This window comes from Ensifer sp. M14, assembly GCF_003355565.1.
Classification (GTDB): Bacteria; Pseudomonadota; Alphaproteobacteria; order Rhizobiales; family Rhizobiaceae; genus Ensifer.
Genome location: NZ_QJNR01000004.1, coordinates 2,213,398 through 2,236,563, shown reverse-complemented (window position 1 = coordinate 2,236,563; position 23,166 = coordinate 2,213,398). Strand labels below are relative to the sequence as shown.

At 63.3% G+C, this 23,166-nt stretch carries 21 protein-coding genes; 11 read left to right on the top strand and 10 right to left on the bottom strand.

The genetic code is table 11. The features are described from left to right. Positions 1–241: 241 nt before the first annotated feature. Complete coding sequence (locus tag BLJAPNOD_RS10625; protein ID WP_115421239.1) at positions 242–1,486, top strand: GGDEF domain-containing protein; 1,245 nt, start codon at positions 242–244, stop codon at positions 1,484–1,486. A gap of 132 nt (positions 1,487–1,618) precedes the next feature. Continuing rightward, positions 1,619–2,095, top strand: a complete 477-nt coding sequence (locus tag BLJAPNOD_RS10620) for a CreA family protein (RefSeq protein ID WP_244611010.1) — start codon at positions 1,619–1,621, stop codon at positions 2,093–2,095. Between the two features lie 118 nt (positions 2,096–2,213). Here BLJAPNOD_RS10620 and BLJAPNOD_RS10615 read toward each other — a convergent pair whose 3' ends face one another. From BLJAPNOD_RS10615 to BLJAPNOD_RS10605, 3 genes are all read right to left on the bottom strand, one after another. After that, positions 2,214–2,516 carry a hypothetical protein gene (locus BLJAPNOD_RS10615; protein WP_115419774.1) on the bottom strand — a complete coding sequence of 101 codons (303 nt, stop codon included), beginning with the start codon at positions 2,514–2,516 and terminating at the stop codon, positions 2,214–2,216. Positions 2,517–2,908: 392 nt separating this feature from the next. Beyond that, positions 2,909–3,373, bottom strand: coding sequence for a chemotaxis protein CheW (locus BLJAPNOD_RS10610; protein WP_018326507.1), 465 nt, complete (start codon positions 3,371–3,373; stop codon positions 2,909–2,911). A gap of 2 nt (positions 3,374–3,375) precedes the next feature. After that, entirely contained in the window at positions 3,376–5,490 is a 2,115-nt protein-coding gene (locus BLJAPNOD_RS10605; protein WP_244610912.1) for a methyl-accepting chemotaxis protein, read from the bottom strand. A gap of 243 nt (positions 5,491–5,733) precedes the next feature. Between BLJAPNOD_RS10605 and BLJAPNOD_RS35605 the strand changes: the two genes are divergently transcribed. The 4 genes from BLJAPNOD_RS35605 (at position 5,734) to BLJAPNOD_RS10585 (ending at position 10,471) form a co-directional block, all read left to right on the top strand. Beyond that, the gene (locus tag BLJAPNOD_RS35605) at positions 5,734–5,892 is read left to right on the top strand and encodes a hypothetical protein (protein WP_199565928.1); all 159 of its coding nucleotides are present in this window, start codon (positions 5,734–5,736) and stop codon (positions 5,890–5,892) included. Positions 5,893–6,078: 186 nt separating this feature from the next. After that, positions 6,079–6,678 (top strand): SCO family protein, encoded by a 600-nt coding sequence (locus tag BLJAPNOD_RS10600; RefSeq protein ID WP_115419772.1) that lies wholly within the window; start codon positions 6,079–6,081, stop codon positions 6,676–6,678. A 156-nt stretch (positions 6,679–6,834) separates the two neighbouring features. Further along, positions 6,835–7,710, top strand: a complete 876-nt coding sequence (locus BLJAPNOD_RS10595; protein WP_115419771.1) for a 50S ribosomal protein L11 methyltransferase — start codon at positions 6,835–6,837, stop codon at positions 7,708–7,710. Between the two features lie 925 nt (positions 7,711–8,635). Then, positions 8,636–10,471, top strand: a complete 1,836-nt coding sequence (locus BLJAPNOD_RS10585) for an aminopeptidase P family protein (protein WP_115419769.1) — start codon at positions 8,636–8,638, stop codon at positions 10,469–10,471. 330 nt (positions 10,472–10,801) lie between these two features. Here the strand turns inward: BLJAPNOD_RS10585 and BLJAPNOD_RS10580 are convergent, their stop codons facing one another. The 5 genes from BLJAPNOD_RS10580 to BLJAPNOD_RS10560 all read right to left on the bottom strand — a co-directional run bounded on the left by BLJAPNOD_RS10580 (position 10,802) and on the right by BLJAPNOD_RS10560 (position 14,598). Beyond that, positions 10,802–11,116: an AzlD family protein gene (locus BLJAPNOD_RS10580; protein WP_115419768.1), complete on the bottom strand. Its 315-nt coding sequence runs from the start codon at positions 11,114–11,116 to the stop codon at positions 10,802–10,804. A 3-nt stretch (positions 11,117–11,119) separates the two neighbouring features. Further along, entirely contained in the window at positions 11,120–11,839 is a 720-nt protein-coding gene (locus BLJAPNOD_RS10575) for an AzlC family ABC transporter permease (protein WP_077500057.1), read from the bottom strand. A gap of 425 nt (positions 11,840–12,264) precedes the next feature. Beyond that, on the bottom strand, positions 12,265–13,086 hold the full coding sequence (gene panB, locus BLJAPNOD_RS10570; protein ID WP_077500053.1) for a 3-methyl-2-oxobutanoate hydroxymethyltransferase: 822 nt from the start codon (positions 13,084–13,086) through the stop codon (positions 12,265–12,267). A gap of 2 nt (positions 13,087–13,088) precedes the next feature. Then, positions 13,089–13,964: a pantoate--beta-alanine ligase gene (panC, locus tag BLJAPNOD_RS10565; protein WP_115419767.1), complete on the bottom strand. Its 876-nt coding sequence runs from the start codon at positions 13,962–13,964 to the stop codon at positions 13,089–13,091. Between the two features lie 247 nt (positions 13,965–14,211). Further along, positions 14,212–14,598 (bottom strand): VOC family protein, encoded by a 387-nt coding sequence (locus tag BLJAPNOD_RS10560; protein WP_115419766.1) that lies wholly within the window; start codon positions 14,596–14,598, stop codon positions 14,212–14,214. Between the two features lie 472 nt (positions 14,599–15,070). Between BLJAPNOD_RS10560 and BLJAPNOD_RS10555 the strand changes: the two genes are divergently transcribed. Then, complete coding sequence (locus BLJAPNOD_RS10555; RefSeq protein WP_115419765.1) at positions 15,071–17,482, top strand: arylsulfatase; 2,412 nt, start codon at positions 15,071–15,073, stop codon at positions 17,480–17,482. A 112-nt stretch (positions 17,483–17,594) separates the two neighbouring features. Beyond that, on the top strand, positions 17,595–19,187 hold the full coding sequence (locus BLJAPNOD_RS10550) for an arylsulfatase (RefSeq protein ID WP_115419764.1): 1,593 nt from the start codon (positions 17,595–17,597) through the stop codon (positions 19,185–19,187). Between the two features lie 25 nt (positions 19,188–19,212). Here the strand turns inward: BLJAPNOD_RS10550 and BLJAPNOD_RS10545 are convergent, their stop codons facing one another. Continuing rightward, positions 19,213–19,818: an NAD(P)-binding domain-containing protein gene (locus BLJAPNOD_RS10545; RefSeq protein ID WP_115419763.1), complete on the bottom strand. Its 606-nt coding sequence runs from the start codon at positions 19,816–19,818 to the stop codon at positions 19,213–19,215. A gap of 115 nt (positions 19,819–19,933) precedes the next feature. Continuing rightward, complete coding sequence (locus BLJAPNOD_RS10540; protein WP_115419762.1) at positions 19,934–20,686, bottom strand: 3-oxoacyl-ACP reductase family protein; 753 nt, start codon at positions 20,684–20,686, stop codon at positions 19,934–19,936. 101 nt (positions 20,687–20,787) lie between these two features. On the opposite strand from BLJAPNOD_RS10540, the gene BLJAPNOD_RS10535 reads away from it, so the two are divergent. From BLJAPNOD_RS10535 to BLJAPNOD_RS10525, 3 genes are all read left to right on the top strand, one after another. Beyond that, positions 20,788–21,717, top strand: coding sequence for a LysR family transcriptional regulator (locus BLJAPNOD_RS10535; RefSeq protein WP_115421238.1), 930 nt, complete (start codon positions 20,788–20,790; stop codon positions 21,715–21,717). Positions 21,718–21,868: 151 nt separating this feature from the next. Beyond that, entirely contained in the window at positions 21,869–22,279 is a 411-nt protein-coding gene (locus BLJAPNOD_RS10530) for a VOC family protein (RefSeq protein ID WP_115421237.1), read from the top strand. A 211-nt stretch (positions 22,280–22,490) separates the two neighbouring features. Next, a complete protein-coding gene (locus BLJAPNOD_RS10525) occupies positions 22,491–23,144 on the top strand; it encodes a CatB-related O-acetyltransferase (RefSeq protein ID WP_115419761.1) in 654 nt (217 codons plus the stop codon). Positions 23,145–23,166: the final 22 nt, after the last annotated feature.

Genomic DNA, 23,166 nt, shown 5'->3' with positions numbered 1-23,166 from the left:
TCTCCCGGCCGGCAGAAGGCCGCTTGAACCGCCCGGCGCAGGGCTGCCACCGGCAAAACACCGCAGCGTCCGTCAGTTGTCACGCCGCGTCGGTGGACAACCGTTCCAATCACGGCAATCGCTAAAATTGCAGCGATTTTCGCCGGATTTCATTAAGGCGCCAAAGCTACCAATTGAGCCTGTATATCTGACTTTGCAGCAAGCCGCCTTCCTCGATTTTAGCACGACAGGCCGTTTCGAAATGAGCTTTCTTCCTGCCTTATCGATCATCTCCCTTTTGGTGATGCTGCCGGTTCTGCTGTCGCTGCGGAAAGCCTCGACGCCGGGCGCTGCGGAGTTCGCTTCGGGCTGTGTAACCACGGCCGTGGCCATGGCGTTGGTGATGGTCTCCGGGCTTCCGTCGCTCCAGCCGTTGGCGCTTGTCGGCTATGCATTTCTGGCCGTCGCCTGTCTTTTCGTGCTCGCCGGTTTCCAGGCGTTCTTCGCGCTGCCCGGCTGGTGGCCGGCAATCCTGTCACTCGGCACGACCTTGGCTGCCACGCTCTCGGTTCTGGTCGTTTCGGGGCCGAACAGTTACGCAGCACGGACGCTGATTGCGCTCGGCATTGCGGCCGCCGTGTTCGTGATCGCCTCGATTTCCGTCCCAAGGCTGCGCACGGCCAGCGATCCGAAGACACGACGGGCAATCATTGTCGGCGCGGCGGTTGCCGGCGCGACGCTCCTGCATATCGCCGCCGATGTGCCCGCCGCCATCGTGGACCGGCCTGGCCCGGCCGCCGAGGTCGCCTGGAATTTCGCGCTGTCGGCCATGTGGCTGCTCTATATGCCGATCCTCTATCTCGGCGTCATCCTCATGGCGCATGATCGCGTCATCGCCGATCTCAAGACCACGATCGCCCGCGACGAGTTGACGGGAGCGCTGTCGCGACGCGCCTTCATCGATCTCGGCGAGCGCCAGTTCGCATCGTGCCTGGCCCGTACCCGCCCGGCCACGTTCCTGCTGCTCGACCTCGATTACTTCAAGCAGATCAACGATCGCTACGGCCATGCCGCCGGCGATGCGGCGCTGGGTCACTTCGCCGGCATCGTCGCCGCCTGTCTTGCCGGGCGCGGCACTTTCGGGCGCATCGGCGGCGAGGAGTTCGGCATTGTCCTGTCCGATCATAGCGAAGGGGAAGCCTTTCTGCTGGCCGAGGAGATCGGGCGCACGGTGCGCGACACGCCGGTCGGCCGCTTTGGCCAGCCGATCCGATTGACGGTCAGCATCGGCATCGCCAGTGCGAGCACCGGCGATACCATGACCGACGTGATGGTCCGGGCCGACATGGCGCTCTACGCTTCCAAGGCCGACGGCCGCGACCGCTGCACCATCGCAGGCCGGCTGCAGCCGGACGCGAGCGCCCGCGTGCTGGCCGCCGCCGCGGCACAGCTTCGCGCTGCCGAAGACTATTCGCACGCGCCGCAGTTGCTGCGCGATACCGGCTGATGAAAACAAGCGCGCCCAGCTGGTCTTGCGCTTTCCACCTTGCCTTGCCCTTCTTGCATTGACCGCGGCAGAACCTATGTGAACGGTGCAATCCACCGGAGGAAGTCCATGTCCCGTTCACACCGCGTCTCGATGCTCGTAGGCCTTGCCGCCCTCATGTCGACCGTCGCTCCCGCCCGCGCCGAAACCGTCGGCGAAGTCGGGGTCGACTGGCTCGGCAACGACATCATCGTCGACGCGGTCAGCGACCCCAAGGTCAAGGGCGTCACCTGCCACGTCACCTATTTCGATCGCGGCGTCATCGATCGGCTGAAGAACGGCAACTGGTTTGAGGACCCCTCAAACAACTCGATCGCCTGCCGCCAGACAGGCCCGATCGAGATCGGCGACATCGAGCTGTCGAAGGAAGGCGAGGAAGTCTTCCGCTCCGGCCTGTCGCTGATCTGGAAAGACCTGCTCGTCACCCGGATCTACGACCGCAAGAACGACACGCTGATCTATCTCGCCCACTCGCGCGAACTGACCGACGGCTCGGCCAAGATGTCGATCACGACGATCCCGCTCTACGGACAGACCGTCAACTGGCAGGAAGGCAAGCCTGCGCCTTGATCGCGCGTCCCGTTGCCTATCCTTCAGACGACACAGGTTGAAAAAGAGCCCCCGAAACCACGTTCCGGGGGGCTTTGTCACTGGCCAGTCCCCACAACTGGCCGAAAATCTTCAATGTTCAGTAAGAGGAAGGAGGGACGATACCCTGGTAGTATTCGCCGTCGCCGCCTTGATAGCGTTCAAAACTCGGCTGCTGGTAGATGACACGCGGCGGAGCGGTCCTGTAGATGCTGCCGGTCGACATGCGGTCAACGGATCCGTTGTCATACATCATTCTCGGCTGCGCCGTCGTCGTGCGCGGCTTGATGGCGTGGGCGTCGATACCCTGGTAGTAGCTGTCGGCAAATGCCGGAGCTGCGATGCCGGCGACCGCCGTCGATAGAACCAGTACAGCAAGCGAGTTTCTCAGAGACGTTTTCATGACATAACTCCTATGTCGTTGTCCTTGCACCACCCGGCCTCCGTTCGGGTACGCGCAGGAACGTACCATACACCCACTTGTTCCTCTGATGTAGTTGACGTTTCGCTCACATAATCTCGTGCAACCGTGATGGACATTGCGCAACTGTAACTTGACCGGTTCGCACGCCAAACGTCTCCGGCGCGGGGTCGGGCCAGCAAGCATCTGAAAGAGCGCAATTTTTCGCAGCCGAGATGGTGCGCGGAAGCGCCGTGCCACGGTCGATGTCGCCGGCATGACGGGCGATCTCGCGGAAAACCGCTCGCCGTCGTCGAAGGTTCCCGAAAAAATAAATGAAAACGGCCCGGAACAATGCTCCGGGCCGTGGCGCAGAAAGAGGTGACTGGCTGGGATCAGGCCGCCTGGGCCAGTTCGTCGGCAATCACGGTGTCGAGGTTGAGGAAGCAGACCATGGTCTTCTCCAAGGCGACGATGCCGCGGCAGAAGGCGCGCTGCGCTTCCGGAATGATCTCCGGCGCCGGCTGCAGGTCTTCGCTCTTGATGGTCATCATGTCGGACACCTGCTCGACCAGCAGGCCGACCAGCTTGCCGGCGATATCGGTGACGATGATCGCCGAACGTTCCGACGGTTCGGTCATCTTCATGCCGAGACGGCAGGCCATGTCGATGACCGGGATCACCGCGCCGCGCAGGTTGATGAGGCCGAGCACGTAAGGCGGCGTGTGCGGCATCGGCGTCACCGGCGCCCAGCCGCGGATTTCGCGGATCGCCATGATGTCGATGCAGAATTCCTGGTCGCCCAGATGGAACGAAACGATTTCGAGGTAGGCACCGGACTGCTTGATTGCGTTGGACATGATCAGAATTCTTCCCAATTCTCACCGGAGGCCGAAGTCGATGGCACGGAGCCCGGTTGGTTGCCGAATGCGCCCGCAAGCTTGCCCATGAGGGCCTTGGCGGGGGATGGAGCTGGACGCGAGGTCGATTTTGCCGAGGCGAGGTTGCGCAGGGGCACGGCCCTGTCGGTGCCCCTGGGCACCAGCCTTGCAGATACCGGCGTCGTCGATGCCGGCGGCGCTGTTGTCTTCGTCTGGATAGGAGGAGTGACCGGCTTCGCGCTCGAGGTCGTCTGCGGGGCGCTGGAGCGCATCGATGCGTGAACGGTGCGGCCTTCGTGGAACTGGCCGACGAGCTGCGTCAGCTTTTCCGCGTCCTGCGCCAGCGTGTGGCTGGAGGCATTGGTCTGCTCGACCATCGCGGCGTTCTGCTGGGTCATCTGGTCGAGCTGGCCGACGGCCGTGCTGATTTCGTTGAGCCCGGTCGACTGCTCGCGCGCCGCCATGACGATGGAACTCATGTGTTCGTTGATGCGCGCGACATCGACGCCGATGCGGCCGAGCGCTTCACCCGTCGCCTGCACCAGCCGGACGCCGGTGCCGACCTCGTTGCCGGAGCGGCTGACGAGCGTCTTGATATCCTTGGCGGCACCGGCGGCACGCTGCGCCAGCTCGCGCACTTCCTGCGCAACGACCGCAAAGCCCTTGCCGGCTTCCCCTGCCCTTGCCGCCTCGACGCCGGCGTTCAGCGCCAGAAGGTTGGTCTGGAAGGCGATCTCGTCGATGACGTTGATGATCTTGCCGATCTCTTTCGACGCGTCCTCGATGCGGGCCATGGCATCGATCGCCTCGCCGACGATGCGGCCGGATTCCTGCGCATTGGTGCGGGTATCGTCGACCATGCGGCTTGCTTCTTCGGCGCGCTGTGTCGCCGTTCGCACGGTCACCGTGATCTCGTCGAGGGCGGCGGACGTCTGTTCAAGCGATGCGGCCTGCTTTTCGGTGCGCCGCGCCAGGTCGTCGGCGGCGCTGCGCATCTGGCGGCCGTTCGATTCGATCGAAAGGGCGTTTTCCTTGACGTTGAAGAGCACGTCGCGCAGGCGCTCGACCGTCTGGTTGAAGTTGCGGCGCAGCGTGTCCAGATTGCCGTCGAACGGCCGGTCGATGGTGACGGCCAGATCGCCTTCTGCAAGCTGCGTCAGCGCCAGGCCGAGGCTGTCGACGGCCGCCTGGATGCGGCGCACCGCTTCGTCGCGCTCACCCTGCTGCTGCTCGCGCTCCTTCTCGATCTCGCGGCGGCTGGCCGCCGCATTCTGCTCGAGCGATTGTTTTTCGATGGCCGAGACGCGGAAAAGATCGACCGAACGGGCCATGACGCCGATCTCGTCTCCGCGATCGAGCGCCTCGACCTTGGAGCCGAGCTCGCCCTTCTGGATGCGCTGCATGCTGTCGCGTAGCCTGAGGATACCGCGACGCAGCGTGGCGCCGTGGAACCAGAGCAGGCCAAGCAAGGTCGCCATGGCAAGCAGGCCGGCGGCAGTCTGCAGCAGAAGCGCATCGGCCGAAACGGCGCGCGCTTCATCAACCCGCGTCTGAACAAGTTGGGTCGCAGCCTCCGACAGCTGTGCAAGCGCAGCACCGAGCCGTTCGCCGGCACCGTCGATCGCGTCGTCGATCTTGCCGAATTCTTCCGTCGAAGCCTTGCCCTCGACCAGCGCCTTCAGGTCGACGCCGATGGCCTGGCGAAGTTCGGCCAGATCCGCGTCGAAAGTCGAAAGCGCATCGGCACGACCGAGCAGTGTCGCCAGCGTCTTGATATCGTCCTTGCTCGCCTCCAACAGCCCGAGCGTGGTTGCAATGCCGGCGGCACGCTCCGGATGAACGACGCCTTCGTCACGATCGACGATCGTATCCATGGCGTTGAGCACGAGATTGGTGGTGGCGAGCCGCATCTCCCCAACGGTGGTCAGGCCGCGCTGCGCGGTGATTGCGCCGTTCAGCGCCTCATTCGAGCGAATGTCTTCGTACCAGCCGACGCCGAGCACGGAGCCGAAGCCGACGAAGGCGGCGCCGGCAAGCGTTGCGAGCCGCTGGCTGACGGAAAGGTTGTTCTTCAGAGGAGCAGACGTAGCGGTCATAGAGCAGTCCATGGTCACGGACCTGCCTAAAGCCAGGCGAAGTCCTCCGTTAAAATCGATGCGGAAAGCCGGGCTCGATCAAACCGGATGACGTCATGTCATGTAGAGGTGAAGCACTTCACCCGCGTTGTCGAAACACTGGCAAACAGACCTTAAGCATTTGCTAAGACGGGCGCGCAAGTCTGGGGACAAGCGTGGTTCACCACCCCTTCCCCGCGCAGTTTCAGATGCTATGATGGGGCCATGAACACGAGACCGCTAAAATCGATCCGGCTGCCGCTGCTTGCGGCTCTCGCGCTGGCACTCGCCATCGTGTCGGTCCTCGCCTTCCAGGGCTGGATGGCGAACGGCGCCGATATGTTCCTGGCGCTTGCCCAATCCGGTCTTGCCTGGTGCCTGTGAGCTGATAAGCCGGGCTTCCGGCGCATTTCCGGGACGGAGGCGACACGGTTTTCCACCGGGAAATGCCTCAACATGAAGTGATTGCCTGCGGCAATTCTCCCATTTGCGTGGCCGCGATGGAGACGGTATCAAAAGCCGATCACGCTGACATGGCCGGCTCGGGCCCCAACAAAATCGGTAGCACGCATGAAAACCATTCGCATCGCCCTTTGGGCCGCTGTCGTCGTCATGGCCGGCGTTCTCGGCTGGCTGACCTACGAGATGACCCAGTCGAAGCAGCAGGCGGCCTCCGGCCCGTTCGGCGTGCCCTTCACGCTGGTGGCGCAGGACGGCAAGGAGATCACCGAAAAGGCCTTCACCGGCAAGCCGACAGCACTGTTCTTCGGCTTCACCCATTGCCCGGAGGTTTGCCCGACCACGTTGTTCGAGCTGAACGGCTGGCTGGAAAAGGTCGACCCGGAAGGCAACAAGCTTCAGGCCTATTTCATCACCGTCGACCCCGAGCGCGACACGCCTGACATTCTCGGCCAGTATGTTTCCAACGTCTCCAAGCGCATCACCGGCATTTCCGGCCCGGCCGACAAGGTGCTGGACATGGTCAAGGGGTACCGCGTCTACGCCAAGAAGGTACCGCTCGATGAGAAGCAGCCGGATGGCGACTACACCATGGACCACACAGCCTCAGTGTTCCTGCTCCACGCCGACGGCAAATTCTCCGGCACCATCGCCTACGAGGAAAACCCCGAGACGGCGGTGAAGAAGCTCGAGAACCTGACCAAGGGCTGAGGACGAGCCCAGCCTCAATCGAATGCTTTTGCAAGCGCCGGCATCGTCCGGCGCTTTGCGTTTGCCCGGCATTCATGCTAGCGGCGGGGCTTGCAGCGCCGCGCGCCGGATCGGGACCGCGCGCCGTATGTGCAGTGACAGCCGAAGGACAGGGCCTTGAGCGAGATCAGACTTTTCGTCACCACCACCGAGAGGCAGGCGGAAGCCGTGCTCGACCGCTTGAGCGAGGTTTTCGGCGAAGAGGATTTTGCCATCGGCACAACGGAAGTCGACGAAAAGCGCGACGTCTGGGAAGCCTCGATCTACATGATGAGGGTTGACGAGGAAGGCGTGAACGAGCGCTTGACCGCCGCGCTTGCCGACGGCTTCGCCGATCTCGCCATTACGCGCGAAGTGCTGCCGGATATCGACTGGATCGCCAAGTCGCTTGAGGGCCTCGCGCCCGTGCGTGCCGGCCGCTTCGTCGTGCACGGCTCGCACGACCGCGACAAGGTCCGCACCGGCGAAATCGCCATCGAGATCGAGGCCGGACAGGCCTTCGGCACCGGCCACCACGGCACCACCGCCGGCTGCCTCGAAGTGCTGGCGACCGTGGCGCGCACCCGCACGGTGCGCAACGTGCTCGACCTTGGCACCGGCAGCGGCGTGCTGGCGATCGCCGCCTGGAAGCTGCTGCATGTGCCGGTGCTCGCCACCGACATCGATCCAATCGCCACTCGCGTCGCCGAGGACAACGCCCGCCGCAACGGGGTCGTCACCGGCATGACCTTTGCGACCGCCCCGGGCTTCCACTCGACAGCCTTCAGCGGCAACGGCCCCTTCGATCTGATCATCGCCAACATCCTCGCCCGCCCGCTGATGAAGATGGCGCCGCAACTGACGGCCAACCTCGCGCCCGGCGGCTCGGTGATCCTGTCGGGCATCCTTGCCGAACAGCGCTGGAAGGTGCTTGCCCACTATAACGGCCAGCACCTGCGCCACGTGCGCACCATCTGGCGCAACGGCTGGGTGACGATCCACCTGGAGAAATGAGCTGCCAGCGGCTCAGTCACAGGCCTTCGCCTGATGGCCTGAAGAACTGTGACGTGCCCGTCCCAAGTATGTCTCTTCGCGCGGCCGACGCCGCACGGCTGGATTCCTGTGACAAGCACAGGAATGAGGGTTGAGTTTTGGGCGCTCTGGCTGCTCTTCACGATGGTCGAATGCATGCGGCCCTGCGGTGGCTTCCAGAGATTTGCTGAAGAGCAATGGGCCTACATCGGCTCACTGACCCTGCTCCTTGTCCCCGGTAACAGCCCTACATCGTCATCCAAGCCGTCCCTCCTCTCCCTCATTCCTGTGCTTGTCACAGGAATCCAGCCACGGCGCGTCCGCGCTGTGAAAGGCCCCTCTCCCGACGGAAAGCCTTAAGCCGGATTCGGGCTCCACGCGCAAAAACTGATGCCGAACGAAACGACGGGTCCTGCAGCCGAGACCAACCAAACCGGAAAAACGAAAAGGCCGCCACGTCCATCATGACGGGCGGCCCTTCGAAACAAAGGCGATGCCAGGGGCATCGCCTGCTGGTTCGGCTTGAGACCGAACCATGCCCGCGAGCCTGAGGAGGAGGAGCGCTCGAGCGGGCGTCTACCGTTCCGAAGCTGACCACCCTTGAGGGAGGAGGAGAACAGAATGATCAACTATTCTCGGAACTGCAGGCTTTTGAACCACCGGATGTTCGTCCGTGTTCGTTGAGGCGGCTTATAAACTATTATTCCGATAGAGATAGCGGCTTCTTGGCATAGGAGCCATGCACAAAGCGCATATGTATGGTGAATGAGCAATTGCCCTCTAATTCTGTGCACGCTTTGCCGCGCAATTGGTGGGCAGGATCTCGCCTCTTTCCTCCCAAGGGGGCTTTCCGCTAAGATCGCCCATCTTTCCCGCGGTTCTCCGCCCAATCTACCGGAAATCCCTCATGTTTCAGTCCTTTGAAGTCACCTCTACGCCCCAGTTCGGCAAGGAGCGCGCGCAGGCCTTGCGCGCGTCCTTCGCCAGCCTCGGCATCGACGGCTTTCTTGTGCCGCGTGCCGACGAGTTCCAGGGCGAGTACGTGCCTGCTTCGTCGGAGCGGCTGTCCTGGCTGACCGGCTTTACCGGCTCCGCCGGCGTCGCCCTCATCACGCAGAGTCAGGCCGTCGTGTTCGTCGATGGACGTTACGTCACCCAGTTGAAGGAACAGGTCGATGGTAGCGTCTTTACCGGCGGCGACCTCATCGGCGAGCCGCCGCATCTCTGGCTGGAAAACAACGGCACCAAGGGCTTCAAGCTCGGCATCGACCCGTGGCTGCACACCGGCGCCGAAGTGCGCCGGCTGGAAAAGGCACTGGCCACCCTCGGCGGTTCGCTGGTCTTCCTCGACCATAACCCGCTCGACCGCATCTGGACCGGACGCCCGGCAGCCCCGCTCGGCCGTGTTTCCATCCAGCCGATCGAACAGGCCGGCGAACTGGCCAAGGACAAGATCGCGACCATCGCCGCCGGCCTCGGCAAGGCCGGCGCCAGCGCCGTCGTCTTGACCGACCCCTCCTCCGTCGCCTGGACCTTCAACATCCGCGGCACCGACGTGCCGCACACACCGCATCCGCTGGCCCGCGCCATCATCCACACCGATGGCCGCGCCGAGATCTTCCTCGACAAGCGCAAGGCCGGCATCGAGCAGGAAGCCTATCTCACCCAGATCGCCGAGATCGCAGCGCCCTCGACCTTCGACGATCGGCTGAAGGCGCTCGGTGCTGCGGGTGCTGCCGTCATGCTCGACCCGGATCTCGCTTCGTTTGCCATTTCCCAGCTGATCCGCGGCAACGGCGGCAAGGTGGTCGAGGCCGTCGATCCGGCCCGCCTGCCCCGCGCCCAGAAGAACAAGGCCGAGATCGAGGGCTCGACCCGCGCCCATCTGCAGGATGGCGCCGCCATGGTCGAATTCCTTGCCTGGCTCGATATGGCCGAACCCGGCACAGTCACCGAGATCGGTGCTGCCAACCAGCTGGAAGCGGCCCGCGCCACTGTCGGCGAGCGCATGCAGAACCCGCTCAAGGACATTTCCTTCGACACGATCTCCGGCGCCGGCTCCCATGCGGCGATCATGCATTACCGCGTGACGACCGAAACCGACCGCGCCATCGAGGCAGGCACGATGTTCCTGATCGATTCCGGCGCGCAATATATCAACGGCACCACCGACATCACCCGCACGGTGGCAATCGGTGCGGTTCCGGAGGAGCAGAAGCGCTTCTTCACCCTGGTGCTGAAGGGCATGATCGCCATCAGCACCGCGCGCTTCCCCAAGGGCACGCGCGGCGTCGACCTCGACCCCTTGGCCCGCATCGCCCTCTGGAAGGCGGGCGCCGACTACGCGCACGGCACCGGCCACGGCGTCGGCTCCTATCTCTCGGTGCACGAGGGCCCGCAGCGCATCGCCCGGCTTTCCACGCAGGAACTGCTGCCCGGCATGATCCTCTCGAACGAGCCGGGCTACTACCGCCCCGGCGCCTTCGGCATCCGCATCGAAAACCTTGTTGTCGTCGAGCCGGCCGAAGAGATCGCCGGCGGCGACTTGCCCATGCTCGGCTTCGACACGATCACCTACTGCCCGATCGACCGCCGCCTGGTGCTGCCGGCGCTCCTGACCGACGAGGAACTGGCCTGGTTCAACGCCTACCACGCCGAGACGCGCGAAAAGCTGATGCCGCTCCTGGTCAGCGACGAGACCCGCAACTGGTTGAAGGCCGCGACCGAGGCGCTGACACGCTAAAGGCGGTGTCCGGCGCTTGCGCCGGGTCGTCGTCCAAAAGAAAACGCCGCGGCTCATCAGAACCGCGGCACATTTGTTTTTCGGGCCAGCCTTGACGTGCACGTTGCCGCGAAAGGGCCACCCCATTCTCCTCATCCTCGCCCTTGTGGCGGGGATCCAGCGCCCCGACGGCCGTCGGGGCGAATGACTCTCCAGCCCAAGGACTTGGGCTACTGGATTTCTGTGACAAGCACAGAAATGAGGCAAGAACCGGCGATCCCCGGCCCAATTCACCGAACCAGAAATATTGGAAGCCGTGGCAACGCTTCCCTTTCGGTAATCGCTGCGCTCTTAAAGCACCAGATGACGCAGCAGCATCACCACCACCCAGCCGATGGCCAGCATGCGCAGGGTGGAAAGGTTGAGCCCGAGCGCAATGGCGAAAGCGACGAACATCGAGACGGCCACGTCGAAGCCGCCATAGACGAAGGCGGGCGCGACCAGCGTCGTCAGCACCGCCGCCGGAACGGCGTTCAGCGCCGCCTCCAGCCGCGGCGGGATCTGCTTCATCTGGGTGATGAGTACATAGCCGCCGATGCGGGTGACGAAGGTGGCAACGGCTGCCGCGATGATGAGGTAGATGAGGTTGAGGTGCTGCGGATCCATGGCTCAGGCCTCCTTCTCGATGGCGACGGGCGGTGCCGCCACGGCCCCGGTCGGCGGCAGGCAGGCGGCGAGCAAAACGCCCGCCAGTGCCCCGATGCTGACATGCCAGGGCGAGCCGACGAAATGCATGCCGGCGACGGAGGCGACGGCCGAAACGGCGACGATCGGCAGGAAGCGATCGCGCTTGCGGAAACCCATGACCAGGCCGAGGAAATAGATCGGCAGGAGCACATCGAGGCCGATCGCCTTGGGGTCGCCGATCATCTGGCCGAAGATCGCGCCAAGCAGCGTGTTGAAGATCCAGGGGAAATAGATCACCAGCCCGAAGCCGAGATACCAGGGGAAGGTTACCGGCAGGCCGCGCTCGCCACGCTTTTCCGTCTCGGCATACTGCGGATCGACGAGCAGGAAGAAGGCGAAAAACTTCTGGATTGGGGTGAAATGCCGGATGTATTTGGCGATAGAGGCGGAATAGAGCACGTGGCGGAAGTTGACGGCGAAGACCGAAAGCACCACCAGCCACGGCTGGACATGGTTGCCGAACAGCTCGATGCCGACCATCTGGCTGGCGCCGGCATAGACCGTCGCGCTCATGAACACGGTGTCGGCGATGGTAAAGCCATTGTCGACCGCGAGCGCACCGAACAGCGCGCCGAACGGCGAAGCGGCCAGCATGATCGGGAAGCCGCCGCGCACGCCCTCCCAGAATTCGTCTTTTCTCATGGGTTCCTCCCGCGGCGCCGGATCTCGGCGCCCGCGGCATGCGGCCTCCGATCGAGCTCGATCAACGCGACATGCAGCATTTCAATCTTGATGTAACGGTCGTCACGCGCCTCAAAGCGCGCGGCAGTCGTCCTGTGCCGGACAGATAGGCGCTTCGCCCCTGCCCAACAATTCAATTGCGCTTATACAATGATTGAATTTTATGATGCCTGGCGGCGCCAGGCTTGAACGAAATGCGCACGGGGCCGGCAAGCGCGGGTGAATCGTCACCGCAGATATCCATTTTCCCGACAGTCGCCAGGTCAATACGAGCCCCATCCGGAGTCCCCGGCGGGACGGGGCGCAGGCCGCATGGGCCTGCACCCCCAAGTCACAAGCACCGTGCCTTCAGTCGGCACGGCCACGTCGCGTGAAGGCGGAGCGCCTTAGCGCTTGACCTGGAACGTATGCTCGATGCCCGGGAAGCTGCGCGCCTTCACCTCGGCCGCATATTCTTCGGCCGCCTTGGAAATCGCCGGCGCCAGCTCGGCGAAATGCTTGACGAAGCGCGGCTTGAAGTCGTTGAAGAGGCCCAGCATATCGTCGGAGACGAGGATCTGGCCATCGCAGGCCGGCGACGCGCCGATGCCGATGGTCGGCGAGCGCAACTCGCCGGTGATCTCGCGGGCAACCGGCTCGACGGTGCCTTCAACGACGATCGCGAACGCACCGGCATCATCGATCGCCTTGGCGTCGCGACGGATTTTCGCCACTTCCTTCTCGTTTCGGCCGACCGAGCGATAGCCGCCGGTGGTGTTGACGAGCTGCGGCATCAGGCCGACATGGCCGAGGACCGGAATGCCGCGGCTGACGAGGAAATCGACGGTCTCGGCCATCTCGGCGCCACCTTCGAGCTTCACCGCGCTACAGCCGGTTTCCTTCAGGATGCGCGCTGCGCTGCGGAAGGCCTGTTCCTTCGATTCCTGATAGGAGCCGAACGGCAGGTCGATGACGATGCAGGAGCGCTCCGAACCGCGCATGACCGCCTGGCCATGGGCGATCATCATGTCGAGCGTGACGCCGACGGTGGTGTCGAGACCGTAGAGCACCATGCCGAGCGAATCGCCGACCAGCAGGAAATCGACATGCGGATCGAGCAGCCGGGCGATCGGCGTCGTATAGGCCGTCAGGCTGACGATCGGGCGTTCGCCCTTCAGTGCTTCGATGCTGGCGGGGCTCAGGCGGCGTTTGGTGGATTGTACGCTCATTCTCAGGCAACCTTTGCAAAACGTGCGGATTTGGACGCAATCACGCGGTTATCGAGCAGCTTCGTCGTGCCGAAGCGGACGAAGAGCAACAGGAGGACCGGCTTGTCGCCGACCTCGTGAATGGTTTCGAGCGTGTCGGGGTCGCGCAGCGCCACGACTTCGGGCCGGGCGAGCGGCTCGGTCGAGAGAAAGGCGGTAACCGCCTTTTCCACTTCGGCAGCGTCGGTGATCCCGGAAGCGACGAGGCGCTCGGCCTCGGCAAGCGCCCTCGGCACGATGGCCGCCGCCTGGCGTTCTTCTGTCGTCAGATAGACATTGCGCGATGAACAGGCGAGCCCGTCGGCCTCGCGCACCGTCGGCACGCCGATGACGGAAACAGGCTGAGCGAGATCTTCGACCATGCGGCGGATGATCTGCAACTGCTGGAAATCCTTCTCGCCGAAATAGGCACGGTCCGCCTGCACGATGTTGAACAGCTTGGTGACGACAGTCGACACGCCGGCAAAGTGGCCGGGACGCACCGAGCCTTCGAGCTCGGAGCCAAGCTTCGGAACATCGACCACCGTTTCCATCGGGCGCGGATACATGTCGGACACGTCAGGCGAAAAAAGGAAGTCGACGCCGCCCTCCTCCAGCATCGCCTGGTCGCGCGCGAGATCGCGCGGATATTTGCTGAGGTCTTCGTTGGGGCCGAATTGCAGCGGATTGACGAAGATGCTGGCAACGACGACGTCGTTGTCTTCACGCGCGCGTCGCACAAGTTCCATATGGCCGACATGAAGATAGCCCATGGTCGGCACGAGCCCGACCGTCCTGCCCGCCCGCCGGTGTTCGGCAAGGGCTGCGCGCAGCTCGGCAATGGTGGTGATGGTCTTCAAATCCGGACCCTCCAATCCGCGAAGGCGCCGATCGCGCCCCGCCCCGCGGCATATGGCGCTTGGCCCGCTCCGCGAAAAGGCAATTGCACAAAATTTGGCTGCAAACCTCTATCTTGTGCAGCGCAAAAAGACAAACGGAAATGGTGCCGCTGCGAATAGGAAGAAGCCGGTCATTGGCGGCGCACCGCGCAGATGCGAGACTGCCGCGCCGCTGGGGCGAACGTGCATCCCCGCGGCACGCGCAGGTTCACTGGGCTGCCGTCGCCGGCACCCGCCAAGGCGGATCAAGCCTGTTGGTTCCGGCGAAATAGAGAACGATGCGGTTGCCGGCCGGATCGAAGACTTCGGCCTCCCGCCAGAGCCAGCTTTTGTCGGCGGGGCTGCTGGCAAACAGGATGCCGGCCTCGATCAGACGACTGACGGTCAGATCCAGGTCGTCACACTCGAAATAGACGGTGGTCCCGCCCCCTGTTGTCTCGCCCTGATGCAGCGAAAACGAACTGCCGCCATCCGGGCAGACGAAGCGCACATAATGCGGCCGCGCATCGACGATCGGCTGCAGCCCGAGCGTGCCGTAGAAAGCCCACCCCGCATCAAGATCCGGCATCGTCACCGTTACCTGGTTCAAACGCATGGCAACCCCTTCAATGTCGAACGCATGAACAGCGGGTCGGCAACGGCCGGCCGCCGAACGTCGCGTGTGCGAGCACGGCATCCCGAGCCTATCCCCTGTAACGTCGAAGTTTACAGTAACGTACTGGCGCTTTTCGGCGAAGGTATTCAATATCCCGCACGGAGAAGCTCGAAGGACGACGCAAGGTCCATCGTCGTTGGTGGTTTGACGGATTGGAGAGCGCCAGCGGGACTGGCGTCACCGGTACACGCTTGTGGTGCGGCGCCTGGCAGACGCACAGACCTGATGGGGCAACGCGAAAAGCGTTGGTGTGCCTGTTGGCTTCGAACTGAAAGGCGCGCTGGCATTCGCGAAGAAACGCCAGATGGTCCCCCTTCACTGGGGTGCGCTCGAAGAGCATTTGATTGCCGCATTTCATGCCGGATTCCGCGATTGAAAATACCGCCGCCTGCTTTCAACTGGGAGGAATGCAATGTCGCCATCCAGAGGCCTGCGTTTCGGGAGCGCTGCAGGAGGGCCGCTCCTGCCGCTCACCCTGTCCCTCGCCTTATCGCTCTCGGCATTGGCGCTACCGGCCCATGGACAATCTGCCCCCGCCGATGGCTCCGTGCTGCCGTTCCCGGCCGAGCCGATGAAGGGCGTTGCGAAGCCGCGGCTGCAGGATTCGACGATGCAGTGGCCGGCCGCACCGAGCCGGCTGCCCGACAGTGCCCCCAACATCCTGATCGTGCTTCTCGACGACGTCGGCTTCGGTGTTTCGGAAACATTCGGCGGCGAGGTCCGCACCCCGACAATGTCGAAGCTTGCTGCCGAGGGCATCAGCTTTACCGGCTTCAACACCACGTCGATCTGCTCGCCGACCCGCGCATCTCTTCTAACGGGCCGCAATCATACCCGCGTAGGCTCAGGCACCATCGCCGAACGCGCCGTCGCCTTCGACGGCTATACCGGCGTTATCCCGAAGACGGCGGCGACCGTCGCGGAAGTGTTGAAGAATTATGGCTACCATACCTCCGCCTTCGGCAAATGGCACAACACGCCGGCGATCGAAACCACGGCGATCGGCCCGAAGGACCGTTGGCCGAACGCCTATGGGTTCGAGCATTTTTACGGCTTCCTGGGTGGCGAGACATCGCAATGGGAACCGCGGCTGACGGAGAATTTCGACGCCGTCGAGCCACCGCATGACGACCCGAAATATCACCTGACCGAGGATCTGGCCGACAAAGCCCTGACCTGGCTCGACAACTACCGCGCCTTCGATCCCCAAAAGCCCTTCCTGATGTATTGGGCGCCCGGCGGCGTGCACGGCCCGCATCATGTCTTCCCGGAGTGGGCCGACAAGTACAAGGGCAAGTTCGATAGCGGCTGGGATGCCTATCGCGAGCGCACCTTCAAGCGCCAGCTGGAAATGGGGATTATCCCCCCTGACACGAAGCTGACCGAACGCGACCCCACCATGGCGTCGTGGGACAGCATTCCTGAAGCCCAGCGCCCATTCCAGGAGCGCCTGATGGAGGTGTTCGCCGGTTTTGTCGAGCACACCGACGCCCAGGTCGGCCGCCTGATCGACGGCATGGAACAACGCGGCCTTCGCGACAATACGCTGATCTTCTACATCTTCGGCGACAACGGCTCGAGCGCGGAGGGCCAGCAGGGATCGATCAGCGAACTCCTGGCCCAGAACAACATCGCCAACACGGTCGAGCAGCAGATCCAGGCGCTCGACAGGATTGGCGGGCTGGATGCGCTCGGCACCGGCAAGACCGACAACATGTATCACGCCGGCTGGGCCTGGGCCGGGGGCACGCCTTTCAAGGGCACCAAGCTGATGGGCGCCTATTTCGGCGGAACACGCAACCCGATGGTCGTTTCCTGGCCCGGGCACATCAAGCCTGACGGCAAGGTCCGCAGGCAGTTCCAGCACGTCGTCGATATCGCGCCGACCATCTATGACATCCTGAAGATCAAGCCGCCGCAGATGGTGAACGGCTACGAGCAATTGCCGATCGACGGCACCAGCCTTGCTTCGACCTTTGCCGATGCAGATGCGCCGTCGCAGAAGAAGGAACAGTTCTTCGACAACAACGGCAGCCGCGGCATCTATCTCGACGGCTGGTTTGCCGGTGTCCCCGGACCGTTCATTCCCTGGGACACGCCAGGCTCCGCCAAGCGCCTCGCCACCTGGGATTCAGCCAAGGACGAATGGGAACTCTACAACGTGAGGAACGATTTCTCGCAGGCGACCGATCTGGCAGCCAAGAACCCGGACCAGCTTGAGAAACTGAAGAAGCGCTTCCTCGAACTTGCCGAGGAGAACAAGGACTTCCCGATTGGTGCCGGAAACTGGCTGCGCCTGCATCCGCAAGACCGGATCAAATCGTCCTACGACAAGTGGACGTTCAGCCAGAACACGCGCCGCATGCCGGAGTTTGCAGCGCCTGGTGTCGGGCGCGAGAGCAACAACGTGACAATCGACGTGGATCTGTCCGAAAATGCCAGCGGCGTGCTCTATGCGGTCGGCGGCGCCGGCGGCGGCCTCAGCGTCTACATGGACGATGGTCACCTGGTCTACGAATACAACATGATGATCATCGAGAATTACCAGGCGCGCACGGACAAGATCCCGGCAGGCAAGCATCTGATCCAGATCTCGACCTCGATCCCGAAACCCGCCGGACCCGCCGAAGTCGTGATCGCAATCGACGGCAAGGAGGCGGCGCGCACCACGATCGCGCGGACGGTTCCCGCAGCCTTCACCGCCACGGAATCCTTCGACGTGGGCGTCGACCTCGGCTCTCCGGTCTCGCAGACCTATGCCGACAAACGCCCCTTCGCGTTCAACGGCAAGATCGATGAAGTGCATGTGGAACTCACCCACTAGAGTGGTCGAGCGCCTCGAATTTCCCGGGAACGACGTGCCTGGAACCCCAGGGCCGATCGCGGCATCGAGCCGTCGGACCCGGCAGGCAAAATGGCAAAGGGGAGAATGCGGCATGAACCTGAAGAAACTCCGAGCCCTGGTGCTGCAGACCGCGGTGCTGGCGGCAATCCCGAGCTTTGCGCTCTCCCAATCGGTGTTGAGCAAGGCACAGCGGGTCAGCGAAAGCATGGAGCCCGCGCTGGTGCACTCCGAACAAGCCGGTGCGACGCAGAAGAAGCTTGATGCGCTCTTCGACAGGATGGGCAAGCGGCCGAACATCGTCTGGCTCGTCGTCGACGACATGGGCTATGGCGATCCCGGCGCCTATGGCGGCGGCGCGGCGATAGGCGCCGCAACGCCGAACATGGACCGGCTGGCATCAGAAGGCCTGAAGCTCACCTCTGCCTATTCCCAACCGACCTGCACGCCGACGCGCTCGGCGATCCTCACCGGCCGGCTGCCAATCCGCACCGGCCTGACACGGCCGATCCTGGCAGGCGACAAGATCACAAAGAACCCCTGGGCTGACGAGATCTCGCTGCCGAAGCTGCTCGGAGAGGCCGGCTACAAGACCGTGCTGTCGGGAAAATGGCATGTCGGCGCGGCGGAAGGCATGCGCCCGCACGATATCGGTTTCGACGAATTCTACGGTTTCTACGAGGCCGAAAAGGAAATCAGCCAGAGCGTCGACAAGCGTCGCTATCCGGACCTCGTCCTCAATCCGGAGCGGCTTGAAATGCTTCGCCGCACCGGCTCCAGCGACAGTCTCGTCCACGGCTTCAAGGGAGGCGAGACATCCGACGTCGTCAAGATCGACAGCATCGAGACGATGGCCGAAGGCGACCGGATGACGAAGGAATTCAGCGTAGAGAAGATCAAGGAACTGGCGGCTGGCGGCGCTCCGTTTTTCCTCGAACACGCCTTCATGAAGGTGCATGCCGACAACTTCGCTTCGAAGGCGTTCGAGGGAAAGAGCGCCAGCAAGTATCCGTACAAGGACGATGTCGTCGAGGTCGATGCCTATATCGGTGAGATCGTTGCAGCACTCGATGCCGCAGGCGTCTTGGAAAACACGTTCATCTTCGTCACCTCGGACAATGGTCCGCAACTGGATAGCTGGCCGGATGCGGGCTACACGCCCTTCCGTGGCGCCAAGGCGTCCGCATGGGAAGGCGGCGTGCGCGTTCCCGGTATCGCCTACTGGAAAGGCATGATCGAGCCGGGCCGCCAGAGCGACGACCTCTTCGATCTCATGGATCTTTTCAACACCTCGCTGCATGTCGCCGGTGCGGCCGAGAAAACTCCGACCGACCGCTACATCGACGGCATCGATCAGACGTCCTTCCTGCTTGCCGACGACGGCCGCTCCAATCGCGAGAAGGTCTATATCTGGTCCGAGCACAACCTGATGGCCATGCGCATGTACGAGTACAAGATCCACGTGAAGGTGGTGGAAGAACACGCCCAGTGGCTGAACATCGACATGACGACGATCAGCGATGTCGGGCTCGCTCCGTGGCTGTTCAATCTCTACATCGATCCGAAGGAACAGTATCCGGTCGGTCACCGCATGAATGCCTTCCTCGCCTCCATGGCGGCAGAGATGAAGGGACATGCGGCGACCCTGCGGAAATATCCGCCGAAGGATATCGGCCTCGGTCGATAGTTGGAGAGGCCGCCGTTGCGCGCTCTCAGCCGAACTTGACGAGGTTGAGCGCCGGCAGCGGCCCGCCCGGGAACTGCGCGAGCCTGCCGCCAACCGCAAGCGAGCCGAGGTCGATGCCGAAGAAGCCGAGGCGGTCGATCAGCCGGGCGACCTCGGCCTTTGCAGTCTCGTCGTCACCGGAGAAGAACAGCACGCGGCTGCCACCTTCGGCCTTCGGGTCGCTCGAGACGAGCTGTGCCTGCAGATGGTTGAAGGCCTTGACGACGCGGGCGCCTGGCACGAGGTCGGCGACGATATCGCTCGAAAGCCGGCCATCAAGCTCGGCCGGCTTGAACAGCGGCGCCTCGATCGGGTTGTTCGCGTCGATGACGATGCGGCCGTTCCACTCGGGCAGACCAGCAAGTGCCGTCGGCAGCTTCGACCAGTTGACGGCAACCAGCACGATATCGGCGCTTGCGGCCTCCTCCCGCGTGCCGGCGGTGATGTAGGGTGCGAGTTCACCTGTGAGTGCCTGCAGGCTTTCCGGGCCGCGACTGTTGGCGATGGTTGCGGGGATCGACGCTCTGGCGAGCGCTCGGGCGAAGGCCGATCCGATATTGCCGGATCCGATGATACCGATGGACTGGGACATGGACATTCTCCTTTTGCGCGCCGCGGGGGCAGCCGATCGCAAGGGGCTGCGGCGACGCTGATGGGGGGTGAGGATCGGGATACGGGGCGCACCCGTTGCTGGTCGAACGCTTCGATCAGGCGGTAAAGCCACCGTCTGCAACGATGTCGGCGCCGGTGACGAAGGCCGCCTCCGGGCTTGCCAGATAGGCAACGACGCTGGCGATCTCCTCCGGCTTGCCGTAGCGGCCGATTGCCATGCCGGGGCCGACGATCTTGGAGACGGGGCCGCCGTCCGGGTTCATATCGGTGTCGGTCGGCCCTGGATGCACCGTGTTGACGGTGATGCCGCGGGGGCCGAGATCGCGCACCAGGCTGCGGTTGAAGCCGGCGACCGCGCCCTTGGTCAGCGTGTAGAGCGAGGCGGTCGGAAAGGCGGCGTAACGCACCGTCGACGAGCCGATATGGATGACGCGGCCGCCCGGCTTCATCTTGCGCACCGTCTCCTGCGTGGCGACGAAGACGCCGGTGACGTTGACGGCGATCATGCGATTGTAATCCGCGTCCGTGATCTCATCGATCGGGCCGCCAAGCGCAATGCCGGCGTTGTTGACGAGGATATCGACACCGCCCAGCGTCTCCGCGGTCTCGTTGACGGCGGCGCGCACCGCTCCCGCGTCGCCGGCGTCCGCCCTGATGGCAATGGCGCGGCCGCCCGCAGCCTCGATCTCTGCGACCACCGTGGCCGCCTTTTCCGGCGAGCCATGATAGGTGATGGCGACGGCCGCACCGTCGGTTGCGAGGCGCTTTGCGACGGCGGCGCCGATCGAGCGTGAGCCACCGGTCACCAGGGCCACCTTGCCTTCAAGCGTCTTTCTATTCTGCGACATGACATCAGCTCCTTCAGGGTTTCGATGGAGTGGATATTGCCATTTCATTCCGCTAACATAAGTCGGCAATGATTTTCATCATCTTCAACGATTGCTTGAATATGGAAACACTGGCCAATCTCGAATCCTTCGTGCGCAGCGCCGAGCTCGGCGGTTTCTCGGGTGCTGCGCGCAAGTTGGCGCTGACGCCGGCAGCCGTCAGCCGCAACGTCGCAAGGCTGGAGCGGAACCTCGGCGTGCGGCTTTTTCATCGATCGACCCGCAAGCTGACGCTAACGGAAGAAGGCGAGCGCTTCCTCTCAGCCATCCGCGACAATCTCGAGGGTTTGCAAAGCGCGATCGCCAGCGTGGCGGGCGACGGCGGCGCGCCGGCCGGCCTGCTCAAGGTCAGCCTCAGTCCCACCTTCGGCATCGATCACATCCTGCCGCTGGTGCCGGCGTTCCTTGAGGCCTATCCGGCTGTTCGCCTCGACTGGCAATTCGACAACCGGCAGGTTGATCTTATCGCCGAAGGTTTCGACGCGGCGATCGGCGGCGGCTTCGAGCTTTCGCCCGGGATCATCTCGCGGCCGATCGCGCCGGCGCACATCATCGCCGTTGCCTCGCCCGCCTACCTGAAGAGCCGTTCCCAGCCCGTCGACCCCTCCGGGTTTGCCGACCTTGATGGCATCGTCATGCGCGCCACCCGCACCGGCCGCATCCGCCACTGGACGATGCGCAACGCCGCCGGCAATGAAATGAGCGCGACGCCGCGCGAAACCATCGTCGTCAACGATCCGACCGCCATGTGCCGGGCAGCCCTGCTCGGCCTCGGTGTGACGCTGATTGCCGTTCCCGATGTGCTCGGCCATCTCGAAAGCGGCGCCCTCGTGCGGTTGGCTCCGAAATGGTACGCCGATGCCGGTCCGATCTCGATCTACTATGGCAGCCGGACGCTGCTGCCGGCAAAGACCCGCGCCTTCGTCGACTTTGTCGCCGAGCATTTCAAGCGCCACCGCCTAGCCGAACAATTTGCCGGCAGCCTCGGGTGAGCCATGGGGTTGTTGAAAACCCTTGATTGCACACCACATCATGAGCGGCACATCGCATTCCTCAAAAAAATGTCTGGCCGGCTGTCGGCTGCGTGTCCCGCCGAACGTCCTAGTGATGTCCAACCAAGAAAATCCCTATGAGGAGCATTTCATGCGCATGATTTTTGTAAACCTGCCCGTCAAGGATCTGAAGGCTTCGCGCGCGTTCTTCGGCGCGCTCGGCTTCACCTTCAACGAGCAGTTCTCCGACGACACGGCCGCGTGCACGGTGATCTCGGACAATATTTTCGTCATGCTTCTGACGGAACCGAAGTTCCGCGGCTTCATCACCGGCGAGATCAGCGACGCCAGCAAGGGCACCGAGGTCATCACCGCCCTTTCCGCGTCCAGCCGCGCCGAATGCGACGACATGCTCGCCAAGGCACTCGCTGCCGGTGCCAAGCCCTGGAAGCCTGCGATCGACTATGGCTTCATGTACGGCATCAGCTTCCAGGATCTCGACGGCCACGTCTGGGAATTCATGTGGATGGACATGGAAGCCGCCCAGCAACAGGCCTCCTGATCGGCCGCAAGCCCTTTGCCTTGCGCCCGCCGCCAAAAGCGGCGGGCACTTTTTTGTCTGATCCGGTGCACGCGACAGTGAGCGAGGCTATCGGCCGCAGAGGTTTTGGGGAGAAATTGCCCGAAAAACCGGATAGTTGGGGAACCGATACGTCCAGAACGGCAAGCAAGCCGCCGAATGCGCTTGCCGCGCATGCAGATTAAGGAGTCCCATGTCCACGAACGTCGAAGCCAAGCATTGGTCCAAGGTCGAGCTTTTGCACGAGACCGTGCGCAACCCCAACATCCACGTGCGCGGCACCAACAGCTATTACAGCAACGCCTGGACAGGTTCCTTCGAAGAGAGCGTCGTGCGCTACCTCTATGGCGACGAGTACAGCCTCAAGGCCTGGGAGCCGCAATGGCCGATCGACCAGTTGCGCATCGGCGACTATGTCGCGATCGGGGCCGAGGCGGTCATCCTGATGGGCGGCAACCACACCCATCGCACCGATTGGATAAGCCTCTATCCCTTCCTCGACATGATCGGCGAAGCCTATATCGGCAAGGGTGACACCGTGATTGGCGACGGCGCCTGGATCGGCATGCGCGCGATGATCATGCCGGGCGTGAAACTTGGCGAAGGCGCGGTCATCGCGTCGGGCGCAATCGTCACCAGGGACGTGGCGCCCTATACCATCGTTGCCGGCAATCCGGCCCGCCCGGTTCGCCAGCGCTTTCCCGAAGCCGACATCGAGACGCTGCTTACGCTCGGCATCTACCGGTGGGAGAAGGCGAAATTCGACGCGCTACGTCGCTTCATCTGCGCCGACGACATTGCCGCACTGAAAGCCGCATCAGAAGCCTACGATATCGAGCAGGCGTAACCACGCCGCATGCCAACACGCC

What these genes read in the sequence shown, in the direction of transcription:
- BLJAPNOD_RS10600 (WP_115419772.1), top strand. Translation starts at nt 6,079, where the DNA reads ATGAAAACCATTCGCATCGCCCTTTGGGCCGCTGTCGTCGTCATGGCC.
- BLJAPNOD_RS10540 (WP_115419762.1), bottom strand. Translation starts at nt 20,686, where the DNA reads ATGTCGCAGAATAGAAAGACGCTTGAAGGCAAGGTGGCCCTGGTGACC.
- BLJAPNOD_RS10620 (WP_244611010.1), top strand. Translation starts at nt 1,619, where the DNA reads ATGCTCGTAGGCCTTGCCGCCCTCATGTCGACCGTCGCTCCCGCCCGC.
- BLJAPNOD_RS10580 (WP_115419768.1), bottom strand. Translation starts at nt 11,116, where the DNA reads ATGGATCCGCAGCACCTCAACCTCATCTACCTCATCATCGCGGCAGCC.
- BLJAPNOD_RS10560 (WP_115419766.1), bottom strand. Translation starts at nt 14,598, where the DNA reads ATGCGTTTGAACCAGGTAACGGTGACGATGCCGGATCTTGATGCGGGG.
- BLJAPNOD_RS10550 (WP_115419764.1), top strand. Translation starts at nt 17,595, where the DNA reads ATGAACCTGAAGAAACTCCGAGCCCTGGTGCTGCAGACCGCGGTGCTG.
- BLJAPNOD_RS10615 (WP_115419774.1), bottom strand. Translation starts at nt 2,516, where the DNA reads ATGAAAACGTCTCTGAGAAACTCGCTTGCTGTACTGGTTCTATCGACG.
- BLJAPNOD_RS10625 (WP_115421239.1), top strand. Translation starts at nt 242, where the DNA reads ATGAGCTTTCTTCCTGCCTTATCGATCATCTCCCTTTTGGTGATGCTG.
- BLJAPNOD_RS10535 (WP_115421238.1), top strand. Translation starts at nt 20,788, where the DNA reads ATGGAAACACTGGCCAATCTCGAATCCTTCGTGCGCAGCGCCGAGCTC.
- BLJAPNOD_RS10575 (WP_077500057.1), bottom strand. Translation starts at nt 11,839, where the DNA reads ATGAGAAAAGACGAATTCTGGGAGGGCGTGCGCGGCGGCTTCCCGATC.
- BLJAPNOD_RS10530 (WP_115421237.1), top strand. Translation starts at nt 21,869, where the DNA reads ATGCGCATGATTTTTGTAAACCTGCCCGTCAAGGATCTGAAGGCTTCG.
- BLJAPNOD_RS10555 (WP_115419765.1), top strand. Translation starts at nt 15,071, where the DNA reads ATGTCGCCATCCAGAGGCCTGCGTTTCGGGAGCGCTGCAGGAGGGCCG.
- panB (WP_077500053.1), bottom strand. Translation starts at nt 13,086, where the DNA reads ATGAGCGTACAATCCACCAAACGCCGCCTGAGCCCCGCCAGCATCGAA.
- BLJAPNOD_RS10610 (WP_018326507.1), bottom strand. Translation starts at nt 3,373, where the DNA reads ATGTCCAACGCAATCAAGCAGTCCGGTGCCTACCTCGAAATCGTTTCG.
- BLJAPNOD_RS10545 (WP_115419763.1), bottom strand. Translation starts at nt 19,818, where the DNA reads ATGTCCCAGTCCATCGGTATCATCGGATCCGGCAATATCGGATCGGCC.
- BLJAPNOD_RS10585 (WP_115419769.1), top strand. Translation starts at nt 8,636, where the DNA reads ATGTTTCAGTCCTTTGAAGTCACCTCTACGCCCCAGTTCGGCAAGGAG.
- BLJAPNOD_RS10605 (WP_244610912.1), bottom strand. Translation starts at nt 5,490, where the DNA reads ATGACCGCTACGTCTGCTCCTCTGAAGAACAACCTTTCCGTCAGCCAG.
- BLJAPNOD_RS10525 (WP_115419761.1), top strand. Translation starts at nt 22,491, where the DNA reads ATGTCCACGAACGTCGAAGCCAAGCATTGGTCCAAGGTCGAGCTTTTG.
- BLJAPNOD_RS35605 (WP_199565928.1), top strand. Translation starts at nt 5,734, where the DNA reads ATGAACACGAGACCGCTAAAATCGATCCGGCTGCCGCTGCTTGCGGCT.